Consider the following 13,642-nt stretch of genomic DNA (forward strand, 5'->3'; position numbering starts at 1 on the left):
AGTTCGATGCCGTGACTGGAACAACTTGCCCGCGTTCAGTGGCACGCGGGCAAGATGCTCGGGTCCAGTTGGACCCCGCCAACAAACCTAGAGCCTGTTCAGCAATGCCGGAGTGGGCCAAGCGTCTGCGGGCATGCCGAGCTTCTGCTGGACATCCTGAATGGCGGCGCGGGTGCCCGAGCCCAGAATACCGTCGATCTTGCCGACATCGTAGCCCTGGTTGCTGAGTTTGGTCTGAAGCTGCTTCATCTGCGCGTCGTTCAGGCCCGGTTCCGGGTTGCCCTGACTGTAAACCGGCGCGCCTGCCAGCCGTGTCGCGAAATAGGCGGCCGTGGTGGTGTAGATGAACGACTGGTTCCATTCCAGATAGATGTTGTAGTTCGGATAGGCAAGGAAGGCCGGACCCTTGCGCCCCTGCGGCAGCAGCAGGGAAGCCGGGAGATTGCCGGAAATCTGCCCCCAGCGCGGCTGTACGCCAAGCGATGCCCACTGGGCCCCGGTCCGGGTCTTGTTGAGACCCGTTGCCGCCCAGTCGAGGCTTTGCGGAACCACCACTTCCTGGAGCCACGGCTCGCCTCGGCGCCAGCCGAGATGCTGGATGAAGGCCCCGGCGGTCATGATCGCATCGGCGGCGCTTTCCTTCAGCTTGACATGGCCGTCGCCGTCGCCGTCCTTGCCGAACTTGATGATGTCCTCGGGCAGCATCTGCACCATGCCGATTTCACCGGCCCAGGCGCCGGTCGTGCGCTGCGGATCGAGATCGCCGTGCTGGACCATTTCGATGGCCGCGATCAGTTGCGGCCGGAACAGATGCGGCCGGCGGCAATCATGGGCCAGCGTCGCCAGCGCATTGACCGTATTGAAATCGCCCTGAACGGCGCCGAAGTCGGTCTCCAGGGCCCAGAACGCGGTGATGACCGGGGCGGGGACGCCGTATTGCGCCTCTTCGCGCTGAAACACACCGGCGTATTTCTTCATGTTGGCGGCGCCGTTTTTCATGCGGTAGCCGGAAATGACGCGCTTGGAGAAATCCAGGAAAGTCATCTTGAAGACACCCTGGGCCCGGTCGCTCGACAGAACCTTGCGGTCGATCCGGGCGCCGGCCAGCGTCCGGTCGGCTGCCTGCGCAGAAAGCCCTTTGGAGACAGCTTCCTGTTTGACACCCTCCAGGAACTGCCCGAAATCGCCACCGCATTGCTGGGCCAGGGCGGGTACCGGAGACATCAGCAGGCCGGTCAGGACGGCAATTGCGGAGGTCGGGAAAAGGCGGGCACGGCTCATCATGAAAAAGTCCTGTCGTTCTGAATGCGAGAGGCAGGCCGAAGCCTGAAAAAATCGGCCACAGTTGACTGTGCTTCGCGCTCAAGGTCAACCGTTCACAGGCCTTTCCAGGGGTCTTCCACGAGGCAGTGTGCCGGCACTGGCCGATCAGCAGGGAGGTTCTACCGGCAGTCGCCCATGCCCGAACCCGCGATGATGCCGCCTTCGGGCGTACGTCTCAGGGGCGCGTTGACGCTGGCTGATGAGCGGCAATCGGAACCGGAAGGTGCCAGGCCGGGCTCGGGATAGTAGGGCGCGGCCGCGGCGCCGGAGGTCTGCTGCTGACACATCTGATAGGCCATGTCGTAGAGTGCCTGCCAGCCGCCGGGCAGGGAGCCGAGATTGTCCAGAACGCCGAGGGCGCCACCGGCGCGCGCACCGCGGCGGGCGCCGCCGGGGCCGCGCCAGGCGCCACCTGCAACCGCGCCGGTCATGCCGCCGGACACCGCGTCGCCAACCATGTCGCCGCTGCCCATACGGGCGTTGGCGTAGTCGGTGGCGTAAATGACGCAGTCGGTGCCGTCCGCCAGGGCTGCCGGTGCTCCGGCACTTGAGGCCACGAGTGCAATCGCGAGGGTGCGGGCGCGGGATCGGCAAGCCATGAACTGTCTCCTGTCGGCAATGCAGCAACCGGGCAGCAACCGGAATGAACAGGAAGCCTCCCGCCTTGGTGATCGCGGCGGGGGCCCGGAATGCGCGCATTCTAGCGGGTTGCGCTTAACAACGTTCTACCGGTATCGGGACAATGTGTCCGAAGTCACTGTGCCTTTTCAAGGAACGACCGGCCGACAAATCCCCGCTGCCCCTGATAGGCGATGCCGCACCACCAGGTTCCGCAGCTATCGTAGGTCACGCTTGTGCCTGCCGGGACAACCGCCAGAACGGCCGCATCATTGTCGTCCGATTGCCGAAGATTGACCGAAGCGGTGATCGTGCCCGTGTTGGGGTAGGTGCCGGTGTTGGGGTAGGTGGCAGGGGCCGGGGAGGCTGCCTCAAGGGGCGGGGCCGTCTTCGTGGTGCTGAAGGCGTCGTCGGCAACAGCGGGTGCCGAAGGAGGGACCTGGCCGGAACCCGCGGCTACCGGTTCCTGTTCGGGCAGTTCTGTCTGCCGGGACAAGGTGGCGACCTGCGTGGGTGTACCGGGGGCCGCGTCCGTCGCAATAGACCGGAGCGAAGGCGGCGTGGCGGTTTGGCCTGCAACCTGCCGGGGCAAGGTCAGCCGCGCCTGGATCTTGCTTGTCTCCTCGATCCCCGGCCGATTGACCACGGAGCCGGCAAAAGCTTCCTGGATGCGGATCTTCGCGTTGGCGATCTGCGCCGGGCTCGGGCCGTCGGTGCGCGCGTTCTGCCGGGTGGAGACGTCGGCTGCGATCAGCCCCTCGATTGTCGGATTTACCGCGATGTCCTGGGGGATGACTGTCAGGGTTCCTGAAGTGCTGCCGGAAAAACCGCCGATGCCCAACAGAACGGCGGTGCCAGCCGCCGCAATCGCAAGAGTGCCTGCGAGCACGACCTTGATACCGGGCCGGCGATGGATGGCGGCCGGCGCCGTATCGGGCACTTCCGGCAAGGGAGCTTCGGATGGATCCGTCTGCGCGTGACGCCTGAGAATTCCCTGCATGTCGAAATCATGAGCGCCCGAGGTTTCCGAACCTTCTACATCTTCTGAATCTTCCGGGCCGTCCGCGAGCCGGGGAGGTCGGCAGGTCGTCGCGTTTTCGTCCTCTGCGCCCGCATGCAGATCCAGGATCCGCGCGGCGAGTGTTTCCGGGAAGATCTTCGGCCCGTAAGGGGAAGCCGCCGGGAAAACGTCGGGGGAGGCCATGGGTCCGGTAACCAGTTTCAGACCGGTTTTGGGCGTCGTCTCCGGGACAGGGGCTGGACCGGTGGCGTGGAATTTGTCGCAAGCCGCGGCTGACACGGGTACAAAATACATGAAACCCTCCTTGTGGTGCGGTTGGGGCGCGCTTGAAGCGGACAGGAGTGTATTAACCTTCGCCATTGCGTCGCGACACGGGCCGGATTGCGGCGGCTCTGGGGAAATTTCGGGAAAATATGACAGGGATGTGATCGGGTTTGCGGCAAGTCGCCTGCCGTTTGCAAAAGCCTAACCGTTGTTTGCCATAATGGCCGAAAGTCGTCCGGCTCAAAGACCGGCCGCGGGCGTGCCGGGCCGGTCGGGATCGGTTCTTCGGCGCAATATTGAACGGGCAGATCATGATGAAACGCGGGCTTTCGCACTTTTTCTCTCTCCTGGCAGGCGCTGCGGCCGGCCTTGTCGTCGCCGGCCAGACTGTTGCCCAGGACATTCCGGAACTGAAGATCGGCCTGATGGCCACCCTGTCGGGACCGGCGGCCATTTACGGCCAGCACATGCGGGACGGCTTCATGCTTGCGGTTCAGCAATCGAATGGAGCGCTTGGCGGCCTGCCGACCAACGTTCTCGAGGTCGACGACAAGCTGGACCCGGACTATGCGCTCGAACAGGCCACGAAGCTTATCGAGCAGAACGGCGTCGATCTCATTGTCGGCGTGAATTTTTCCAAGGTCATGCTTGCTGTTCACGATCCGATCGTGCGCACGAAGACGCTTTTCATCGGCACCCATTCCGGACCGGCGCCGATCGCAGGACGCAATTGCAGTCGCTATTTCTTCTCGACCGCCTCTCAGGATGACCAGGTCCACGAGACCATGGGACGCTACGCCAGTTTGAAGGGCTATCAGCAGGTGGTCACCATCGCGCCGGATTTCGAGGCGGCCCGGGACGCCATCGTCGCCTTCAGGCGGCATTTCAAGGGACAGATCGCCCGGGAATTGTTTCCCAAGCTCGGCGCCACGGATTTTTCCGACGAATTCAAACAGGTCGAGGAAATCGAACCAGATGCGGTCTACGTCTTCATGCCCGGCGGCATGGGCGTTGAACTGGTCAAGCAGTTCCACACCTCCGGCCTGAAAGGCCTCATTCCGTTCCTGTCCTCCAATACGGTGAATGCACTGTCGCTGCCTTACACGTCCGAGATGGCGGAGGGATTGTTTTCGGCCTCTCAATGGGCTCCCAATCTGGACAACCCGGCAAACAAGCAGTTCGTGCGCGATTTCGGCCGGGCCTACAGTTATGCACCGTCGGTCTATGCCGCTCAGGGCTACGATGCGGGCAAGCTGATTCACTTCGCCCTGGAATTGACCGGCGGTATCAAGGACATGGAGGCCCTGCTGTCCGCGATCAGTGCGGCGCCGTTCGAAAGCGTTCGTGGCGATTTCCGGTTCAATTCCAACCAGTTTCCGATCCAGGACTTTTATCTGGTCGAAGGTGTCCGGCGCACAAGCCGGCTTTACGAGATGGAGGCCGTCGCCCGGGTGTTCGACGATGTCGGCGACGCCTTTGCCGGGTCCTGCCGGATGTGACCGGGCCGCGGCACCACGGTCTCCGGTCTTTCTGAAACGCTCGGTCCAGAAACATCTGCCGGCTCTCTTGCATTCTGGACCTCGCGGTCCATATCAGGGACATGACCGAGACAGAGGCACATGCGGGATCAAATAGCGGAGGCGCAACCAGGCGCACTCCCGGACCCGGTCGTCCGCGCAGCTTCGACGAAGCGGCGGCTCTGGACGCGGCGATGCGTGTCTTCTGGCAGAAAGGCTTCGAGGCCACGTCCCTGGATGACCTGACCGGGGCCATGGGCTTGAGCCGCTCGAGTTTCTACGGAACCTTCGACAGCAAGCAGACGTTGTTCCTTCGAGCCCTGGAACACTATTCCAGAAACGGGCTCAGGAACCTGAAGGAGGTCGCGGATACCGCGGAAGGCGACGCGGTGGCTGCAATGATGCAGGCGCTTTCGGATCCGAACGGGGGTCCGAGAGGGTGCCTGCTGGTCAATTGCATCACCGAACTTGCTCCGCACGATGAGAAGGTGGCCGCGATCGGACGCCGTCACCTTGAAAGTATCGAGGAATTGTTTGCCAGGGCGATCGACCCCGATAACCCGGATGCGGTCCGTGACAGGGCAAGCGCCTATTCCTCCCTGGCGATCGGGACGCTCGCGCTGCGCAAGGCCGGGGTCCCCGCGGACAGGATCGACAGAACCCTTCAACAAGCCAGGTCGGTGCTTTCTCCCTGACCGTCCTGTTTCTCAAAACGCACTCCGGAAACACTTGCGTCTAATTTTGGACTGAAGGGTCCGGAAACAACAACCAAGTCAATGACAGTCAGAAGGATGAGTGATCATGTCGGAAGTCAAACTTTTTACGCCCTTCACGGCGGGGGCCATCGCGCTTTCAAACCGTGTCGTCATGGCCCCGCTCACACGCAATCGGGCGCGGCCCGAAGACGATGCGCCGCATGACCTGACCGTGGAATACTATGAGCAACGCGCCGGCGCGGGTCTCATCATCACCGAAGCTTCCCAGATCTCGCCCCAGGGCAAGGGCTATGCCTGGACGCCGGGCATCTACTCCGATGCCCAGGTGGCGGGGTGGAAAAAGGTGACCGATGCTGTTCATGCCAAGGGCGGCAAGATCGTCATCCAGCTTTGGCATGTCGGCCGGATTTCACATCCGGTCCTGCAGCCGGATGGCGTGGACCCGGTCGCCCCGTCCGCGATCGCTGCCGCCTCCAAAACCTTTGACGGTACCCAGTTTGTCGACACACCGACCCCGCGGGCCCTTGAGGCAAGCGAGATCCCGGGCATTGTCGAGGATTATCGCAAGGCGGCCGAAAATGCCAAAAAGGCAGGGTTCGACGGCATCGAGGTTCATGCGGCGAACGGTTACCTGATCGACCAGTTCCTGCGTGACGGATCCAACAAGCGCGATGACACTTACGGCGGCCCGATCGAAAACCGCGCCCGGTTCCTGAAAGAAGTGATGGACGCGGTCGTCGGTGTCTGGGGAGGGGATCGGGTCGGTGTACGCCTCAGTCCGTTCTCCGGTGCAAACGACAGTGCCGATAGCGATCCGCAGGCGACCTTCTCCCATGCGATCAGGCTGCTCAACGGCTACAGGCTGGCTTATCTGCATCTGGTCGAAGGCCAGACCGGCGGATCGCGCGACATTCCCGAGGGAGGCGATCTCTCGGCGCTCTACGGACTGTTCGACGGCGCACATATGGGCAACAACGGATATGACCGGGCAACCGCGATAGATGCCGTGGCGAGCGGGAGGCTCGACCTCGTCGCCTTCGGCCGGCCCTTCATTTCCAATCCGGATCTCGTCGACAGGCTCCAGAAGGATGCGCCGCTGAACGAGTTGGACACGGACACGCTCTACGGCGGCGGTGCGCATGGCTACACGGACTACCCGTCTCTCGCGGAAAGTGCGGAGGCGGCCGAATAAGGAAGCCGGACGAGCGATCTGGGTTTCGGGCCGGCTGACATCCACACTGTCCATGCGGCCCGAAGGACAGCCGGTGCCGATCCTCGGGTCTGCACCGGCTTTCTCTTTCCAGGCGGTCATGACCTGCCTGGCAGTTTCAGGGGGCCGCGCCCGCGGTCCGCTTCGGTGAGCCGGTTCGGGGCGGCGGCATCAAGGCAACCGTACCGGAGCGTACACTTTTCCTTCAATCCGCCCTTTCGCCGGATCGAAAAACCTGTCAAACCCTCCGACAGAGTTACATTCGGGCGCGGTAAGCTCTCCGGACCGGCTTGCTAAGGAAGGCCGGTACCCGAGAGCGGTCAGCACATGTAGGGAGAGACCACTATGCCCCCTTATCGTTCCAGAACGTCGACCCATGGTCGCAACATGGCCGGCGCGCGCGGCCTGTGGCGCGCCACGGGCATGAAGGACAACGATTTCGGCAAGCCGATCATCGCGATCTCCAATTCCTTCACACAGTTTGTTCCCGGTCATGTTCACCTGAAGGACCTGGGTCAGCTGGTTGCGCGGGAAGTGGAAAAAGCCGGCGGTGTCGCCAAGGAATTCAACACCATCGCGGTCGATGACGGCATCGCCATGGGCCATGACGGCATGCTCTATTCGCTGCCCTCGCGCGAGGTCATTTCCGACTCGGTCGAGTATATGGTCAACGGCCATTGCGCCGATGCGCTGGTCTGTATTTCCAATTGCGACAAGATCACGCCGGGCATGCTGAACGCCGCCATGCGGCTGAACATTCCGGTGGTGTTCGTTTCCGGCGGTCCCATGGAAGCCGGCAAGGTGGTTCTTGAAAACGGTGTCGAGAAATCGGTCGATCTGGTCGATGCCATGGTGGCGGCAGCCGACGACCGCATGTCCGATGCCGATGTTCTCGCGCTGGAACAAAATGCCTGTCCGACATGCGGCTCGTGTTCCGGCATGTTCACCGCCAATTCCATGAACTGCCTGACCGAGGCGCTGGGCCTGTCGCTGCCGGGCAACGGCTCGACACTGGCCACCCATGCCGACCGCGAGCGTCTCTTTGTGGAAGCGGGCCACCTGATCGTCGATCTGGCCAAGCGCTACTACGAACAGGACGACGAAAGCGTTCTGCCGCGCAACATCGCCAGTTTCAAGGCGTTCGAAAACGCCATGAGCCTCGACATCTCGATGGGCGGTTCGACCAACACCATCCTGCATCTGCTTGCGGCCTCCCACGAGGGCGAAATCGGCTTCACCATCGATGACATCGACCGCCTGTCCAAAAGCGTGCCTGTCCTGTGCAAGGTCGCTCCGGCGGTCGAGAACATTCACATGGAGGACGTGCACCGTGCCGGCGGCATCATGTCGATCCTCGGTGAACTCGACCGCGCGGGACTGCTGCATGCGGACGTGCCGACGGTCCATGCATCGACCATGAAGGAAGCACTGGCCCGCTGGGACATCCGCCAGACCAATTCCGAAAGCGTGCACCGGTTTTTCAGTGCCGCACCGGGTGGTGTGCCGACCCAGGTGGCCTTCAGCCAGGAACGGCGCTGGGATGACCTCGATCTGGACCGGAAGTCCGGTGTCATTCGCGAACTTGACCATGCCTACAGCAAGGATGGCGGACTGGCGGTGCTTTACGGCAACATCGCCAAGGACGGCTGCGTGGTGAAGACGGCGGGCGTCGACGAGAGCATCCTGAAGTTTTCCGGCCCGGCGCGTATCTTCGAAAGCCAGGACAGCGCCGTCTCCGCGATCCTGACCAACAAGGTCAAGGAGGGCGACGTGGTGCTGATCCGCTACGAGGGCCCGCGCGGCGGCCCCGGCATGCAGGAAATGCTCTATCCGACCAGCTATCTCAAGTCGAAGGGCCTCGGCAAGGCCTGCGCCCTGGTCACCGACGGACGTTTCTCGGGTGGGTCCTCGGGGCTCTCCATCGGCCATATTTCGCCGGAAGCCGCAGAGGGCGGTGCCGTCGGTCTGGTGGAAGACGGCGACATGATCGTTATCGACATCCCGAACCGGGTGTTGAAGGTGGACCTGTCCGACGGCGAACTTGCCCGGCGGCGGGCGGAGATGGATGCCAGGGGCGAAGCTGCCTGGAAACCCGTCGAGAAACGCACCCGCAAGGTGACAAAGGCGCTGCGCGCCTACGCCAAAATGGCCACCAGCGCTTCGAAAGGCGCGGTCCGCGAAGTGGACTGAGTTTCAAAGCATGTTTTTGCTTGAACAGGCGGGTTTCGAGACCCGCCTGTTCCGTTTCAGGGCAGGGCCGCGTCTTCGGCCCTGCCGCACATGACGGCGCACTTTCCCAATCGATCATGCTACGGTTCTGCGATGGATTCTCTTACCCAATTCGTGCTCGGCGCTGCCGTTTCCACCGCACTCCTCGGCAGGAAAATCGGCCCCCGCAAAGCCGCTCTTGTCGGCGGCGCACTCGGCACTCTGCCGGATCTGGACGTGTTCATTCCGTTCGATGATCCAGTCGACAGCTTCGTCTACCACCGGGGCTGGACCCATTCGGTCTTCGTGCATGCTCTTGCCACACCGATCCTGGGGGAGGGGCTGCTGCGTCTCTTCAGGGGCCTGCGCGCGCATCGCTGGCTGGTCTGGACGGCCGTGTTCCTGTGCCTGTCGACCCATGCGATCATCGATACCATGACGGTCTACGGGACGCGGATCTTCTGGCCGGTCTATTCCGATCCGGTGGGCATAGGCTCCGTGTTCATCATCGACCCGCTTTACACCCTGCCGTTGCTGGCGGTGGTGGTGTGGTCTCTCTTCAAAAAGACGTGGACGCCGCGTCTTCGGAACTGGGTCGCCGCCGCTCTGGTCGTGTCGACCGGTTACCTTGCCCTGAGCGCCGTGATCCAGCAGTTCGTGACCTGGAAAGCAAACCGGATCTTCCTTGAAAACGGCACCCCTCCGGACGAGATCTACGCACTCGCCACACCCCTCAACATCCTTGTCTGGAAAGTGATCGGACTTCGGGAAGACAGCTATGACAACCTGTATATTTCGCTGCTGGACGGACCAGGTCCGGCGGAAATCTACACCCATCCTCGAAATCCGGAGCTGCTGTCCTGCCTTGAGGAAACCGGTTCATTTCAAAAACTGAACTGGTTCAGCCGCGGGTTTTTCACAACAGACCTGATTGACGGCAACGTCGTCCTGTCCGATCTGCGCATGGGTTTGACACCGGGCTATGCCTTCCGGTTCGTCATTGGGGAGATGGGCGACGCCGGCATTCGGCCCGCCGGCCCGGAACGGCTGCTGGATACCGTCCGGGTGGAGGAGGGCGACTGGGCCTGGCTCCAGGCCCGCTTGCAGGGCAGGTCGGGCATTCGGCGCGCCGAAGCGGATCTCCCGGACCTGTCCGGCGACAATGTGGTCGCCAGCTGTTCATCGGGTGGACCGGCTGCAGGCTGAAAAGGACGAAAGACCCGCTCTGAGAATCTGGAGCGTGCCCCAATTTTGAGCACGATTTCAGAGCCTCCTCCTAGCTTCTGAGCGACGGCATCAGGTGATTTCCAAAATTAGGCATTGTTTTTCAGGTGCTTGTTTTTTGTCCGCGGCCGGTCTGGGAACGGACCTGGTTGATGAAGAAATATGCAGAATTTTGCCGGTGAAAACATCGGTAGAATTAGCAAGTAAGAATTAACTGTTCCCGGAAATCATGCCTCTGTATTTGTTTGACGGGACAGTTTCATGATCAAGCGGACGGCCGCTGCAACAGCCGGTCTTTGCATCGCCGGATTTATCCAGGCTGACTCGGCCCGCGCTGCGGACTTCGCGGCGTCGGCAACCTTTCAGCAAAGCCTCGATATGGTCTGGGTTCTGTTCGCGGCAAGTCTCGTGCTGCTGATGCAGGTCGGCTTCATGCTGCTGGAAGCGGGCCTGGTCCGGTCGAAGAATTCCATCAATGTCGCGCAGAAGAACCTGCTCGACCTTGCCGTCTCCGTGCTGATCTTCGCGATCTTCGGCTTTTCACTGGCATTTGGCACGGGCGGTGGCTGGTTTGTCGGTTTCGACCCGCGCCTGTTCGGACTTTCGGGTCTCGATCCCTGGGGTCTGACGGTGTTTGCCTTTCAGGTCATGTTCTGCGGCACCGCCGCGACCATCATATCCGGCGCGGTCGCCGAGCGCATGCGGCTGTCGGCCTATATCTGCTGCTCGGTGCTGACCGCCGGGCTCATTTATCCCGTCTATGCGCACTGGGCCTGGGGTGGCGCGCTTTTCGCGGATGCAAGGGCGGTCCTTGCCGACGCCGGGTTCGTGGATTTCGCCGGATCGACCGTGGTCCATGGAACCGGGGCCTGGATCGCTCTGGCCGCCTGCACCATTCTGGGCCCGCGCAACGGGCGCTTTGCTTCCGACGGACAGGTATTCCGGATCCAGGGACACAGTTCGGTCCTGGCCACATCCGGAGCGCTGATCCTGTTCGTGGGCTGGCTCGGTTTCAATGGCGGCTCAACCCTGGCCGCGTCCTGGGATGTGCCGCAGATCCTGGCCAACACGGTGCTGGCAGCGGCGGCCGGAACCGGCGCGGGCTATGTGATGGGTCGGCTGAAGGATCAGGTCATCCTGCCTGAAAACTCGATCTCGGGACTGCTGGGCGGCCTGGTCGCCGTTACGGCCGGATGCCATGTGCTGACGCCTTTGGGGGCGATTGCCGTCGGCGGTGCCGGTGGCACTGTCGCCATCCTCGGTGCCATGTTCCTCGAGCGCAAACTGAAGATCGACGACCCGGTCGGTGCCATCAGCGTCCACGGCTTCGCCGGGGTCGTGGGAACGCTGGGTCTTGCCCTGCTGGCGCCGGTGGATCAATTGCCGCTTGGGGCGCGTCTGCCGCAACTGATGGTCCAGTTCGCCGGGGTCGTGGCCTGTTTCATCTGGTGCTTCGGTGCCGGCTGGATCCTTCTGTCGCTCGTGAACCGGTTGCAGCCCCTGCGCCTGGATGCGGCCAGCGAGGAACTCGGCCTCAACGAAGCCGAGCATGGCACACGCCTGGGCATCGGTCACGTCGAGGACGCGCTCGACCGCCTGATTGCCGGCAAGGCGGACCTGTCCATGCGGCTCGATGTGTCCAAGGGGGATGATTCAGAACGTCTGACGCGCCTGTTCAATGCCCTCATGGACACGGTGCAAAGCGAGGAGCAGGCCCACACAAGGGTCGCGGACGCAAAGCGGACACGCGAGGAGGCCGAACGCCTGTCGGCGCTCGCCAACGCCACGTTCGACGCCATCGTGATCTCGGTGGAAGGCCGGATTCTGGACGGCAACAGGACATTCGAGGAATTGATCGGCTATGACATCAACGAACTCGAAATGCGCGGCCTCTACGAATTCGTCGACAACGAACTTGCCGGAACGCTTGAAGAGCATCTGATCAAGGCCGAAAAGGAACCGCGCGAGGTCACGCTGATCAGCCGTTCCGGCGAACGGGTGCCGGTGGAGATCCGCACGAGGGTGATCTCCTATCGCGGGATTCCGACCCGGGTTTCGGCGCTGGTCGACCTGAGGGAACGCAAGAAAGCGGAAGCCCAGATCCTGCATCTGGCGCAACACGACCCGCTGACGGACCTGCCCAATCGCGCGGTCTTCAACGCCGAACTGAACCAGGCGATCAGCCGCTGCGAGTTGAACGGGCAGTTCGCTGCCCTGCTGCTCATCGATCTGGACCGCTTCAAGGACATCAACGACCTTCACGGCCACCCGGCCGGGGATACCGTGATCCGGGTGACGGCGGACCGGCTGAGGCAGGCGTGCCGGGACGGGGATACGGTCTCGCGGCTCGGCGGCGATGAATTCGCGGTCATACAGAACGGCATCCAGTTCTCGAACCAGGCCGAGGACATGGCATTGCGCCTTGTGCAGAAACTGTCCGAGCCGGTCGACTGCGGCCAGGGTCTTGTCCTGAAGCCGAGCGCGAGCATCGGCATCGCTCTGGTCGGTGGCCAGGATGCCGAGGATCAGGTGATCTCCAACGCCGATATCGCCCTTTACAATGCGAAGAACCTGGGCCGGAACACCTATTGCCTGTTCCAGACGGGCATGGGCGATGAGGTTCGTCAGCGCCGCGCCCTTGAAAAGGATCTGAACATGGCCCTGTCGGACGGGCAGTTCGAGCTGTATTTCCAGCCGCGCATGAGCCTGTCCGCGCCCAGGATCGTCGGCTACGAAGCCCTGATCCGATGGAACCACCCCGAGCGCGGCATCGTCAGCCCGACGGAGTTCATTCCCGTCGCGGAGGCATCGGGACAGATCGTGGCGATCGGAAAATTCGTTCTGGCACAAGCGCTGCACATAGCCTCCCGGACCATCCTGGAAGCAAATATCAGCATCAATGTCAGCCCGGTTCAGTTCCGCGACAAGAATTTTGTCGACGACGTCGAGCGCGCGATCGAGAGCTCCGGGGTGCCTGCGGGCCGCATCGAACTGGAAATCACGGAAAACACCCTGATCGAGGACAATGCCAGGGCGCTGTCCGTCCTGACCAGGTTGAAGGCGATCGGGGTGAAGATCTCTCTCGATGACTTCGGCGTCGGCTATTCCTCCCTGAGTTACCTGAGCCGGTTCCCGTTCGATTGTATCAAGATCGACCGGTCCTTCGTGTCCGAGGCCAAGCGGAACTACGGCTCGCTGGCCATCATCGAAACCGTGGTGCGGCTCGGCAAGGCCCTCAACATGCGGATCGTGGCGGAAGGCGTCGAGGATACGGAAAAGCTCTGCATGCTGGCACAACGCGGCTGCCATGAGGCGCAAGGATACCTGATCGGAATGCCCATGCCGACCAGCAAGCTCTCCCGTGACATCCCCGAAGAGGTCTCCAGGGCGCTCGAGGATCTGAAGTTCGGCGGCTTGCAGGTCTTCGAGGAAGCCAACAAGAAGAATATTGCCAGCTGATCGCTGCCCGGGCGTCGGTCAGAACCATCGCCGACTGCGATGCACCGCAACGCGCTTTGCGGCCCGTGGTGCCCGGTGCGCC

At 62.4% G+C, this 13,642-nt stretch carries 9 protein-coding genes; 6 read left to right on the forward strand and 3 right to left on the reverse strand.

Going from position 1 to position 13,642, the window contains the following annotated elements; all coding sequences use genetic code 11:
• Positions 1-87: 87 nt before the first annotated feature.
• The 3 genes from WNZ15_RS17535 to WNZ15_RS17545 all read right to left on the reverse strand — a co-directional run bounded on the left by WNZ15_RS17535 (position 88) and on the right by WNZ15_RS17545 (position 3,256).
• A complete protein-coding gene (locus tag WNZ15_RS17535) occupies positions 88-1,224 on the reverse strand; it encodes a lytic murein transglycosylase (protein WP_342894378.1) in 1,137 nt (378 codons plus the stop codon).
• Positions 1,225-1,442: 218 nt separating this feature from the next.
• Positions 1,443-1,922, reverse strand: a complete 480-nt coding sequence (locus WNZ15_RS17540) for a hypothetical protein (protein WP_342894287.1) — start codon at positions 1,920-1,922, stop codon at positions 1,443-1,445.
• Positions 1,923-2,077: 155 nt separating this feature from the next.
• On the reverse strand, positions 2,078-3,256 hold the full coding sequence (locus WNZ15_RS17545) for an SH3 domain-containing protein (RefSeq protein ID WP_342894288.1): 1,179 nt from the start codon (positions 3,254-3,256) through the stop codon (positions 2,078-2,080).
• 281 nt (positions 3,257-3,537) lie between these two features.
• On the opposite strand from WNZ15_RS17545, the gene WNZ15_RS17550 reads away from it, so the two are divergent.
• The 6 genes from WNZ15_RS17550 (at position 3,538) to amt (ending at position 13,560) form a co-directional block, all read left to right on the forward strand.
• Positions 3,538-4,725 carry an ABC transporter substrate-binding protein gene (locus WNZ15_RS17550; RefSeq protein WP_342894289.1) on the forward strand — a complete coding sequence of 396 codons (1,188 nt, stop codon included), beginning with the start codon at positions 3,538-3,540 and terminating at the stop codon, positions 4,723-4,725.
• A gap of 212 nt (positions 4,726-4,937) precedes the next feature.
• A complete protein-coding gene (locus WNZ15_RS17555) occupies positions 4,938-5,438 on the forward strand; it encodes a TetR/AcrR family transcriptional regulator (RefSeq protein ID WP_342894290.1) in 501 nt (166 codons plus the stop codon).
• A gap of 106 nt (positions 5,439-5,544) precedes the next feature.
• Entirely contained in the window at positions 5,545-6,651 is a 1,107-nt protein-coding gene (locus WNZ15_RS17560) for an alkene reductase (RefSeq protein WP_342894291.1), read from the forward strand.
• A 363-nt stretch (positions 6,652-7,014) separates the two neighbouring features.
• Positions 7,015-8,859, forward strand: a complete 1,845-nt coding sequence (ilvD, locus tag WNZ15_RS17565; RefSeq protein WP_342894292.1) for a dihydroxy-acid dehydratase — start codon at positions 7,015-7,017, stop codon at positions 8,857-8,859.
• A 132-nt stretch (positions 8,860-8,991) separates the two neighbouring features.
• Complete coding sequence (locus WNZ15_RS17570) at positions 8,992-10,083, forward strand: metal-dependent hydrolase (protein WP_342894293.1); 1,092 nt, start codon at positions 8,992-8,994, stop codon at positions 10,081-10,083.
• A gap of 279 nt (positions 10,084-10,362) precedes the next feature.
• The gene (gene amt, locus WNZ15_RS17575) at positions 10,363-13,560 is read left to right on the forward strand and encodes an ammonium transporter (protein WP_342894294.1); all 3,198 of its coding nucleotides are present in this window, start codon (positions 10,363-10,365) and stop codon (positions 13,558-13,560) included.
• The last annotated feature ends 82 nt before the right edge of the window (positions 13,561-13,642 follow it).

It is taken from the genome of Roseibium sp. AS2 (assembly GCF_038900065.1).
GTDB lineage: Bacteria > Pseudomonadota > Alphaproteobacteria > Rhizobiales > Stappiaceae > Roseibium.

Bases quoted from the DNA above. Each gene is read 5' to 3' on its own strand.
- WNZ15_RS17535 (WP_342894378.1), bottom strand. From the start codon at position 1,224: ATGTCTCCGGTACCCGCCCTGGCCCAGCAATGCGGTGGCGATTTCGGG.
- WNZ15_RS17540 (WP_342894287.1), bottom strand. From the start codon at position 1,922: ATGGCTTGCCGATCCCGCGCCCGCACCCTCGCGATTGCACTCGTGGCC.
- WNZ15_RS17545 (WP_342894288.1), bottom strand. From the start codon at position 3,256: ATGTATTTTGTACCCGTGTCAGCCGCGGCTTGCGACAAATTCCACGCC.
- WNZ15_RS17550 (WP_342894289.1), top strand. From the start codon at position 3,538: ATGATGAAACGCGGGCTTTCGCACTTTTTCTCTCTCCTGGCAGGCGCT.
- WNZ15_RS17555 (WP_342894290.1), top strand. From the start codon at position 4,938: ATGCGTGTCTTCTGGCAGAAAGGCTTCGAGGCCACGTCCCTGGATGAC.
- WNZ15_RS17560 (WP_342894291.1), top strand. From the start codon at position 5,545: ATGTCGGAAGTCAAACTTTTTACGCCCTTCACGGCGGGGGCCATCGCG.
- ilvD (WP_342894292.1), top strand. From the start codon at position 7,015: ATGCCCCCTTATCGTTCCAGAACGTCGACCCATGGTCGCAACATGGCC.
- WNZ15_RS17570 (WP_342894293.1), top strand. From the start codon at position 8,992: ATGGATTCTCTTACCCAATTCGTGCTCGGCGCTGCCGTTTCCACCGCA.
- amt (WP_342894294.1), top strand. From the start codon at position 10,363: ATGATCAAGCGGACGGCCGCTGCAACAGCCGGTCTTTGCATCGCCGGA.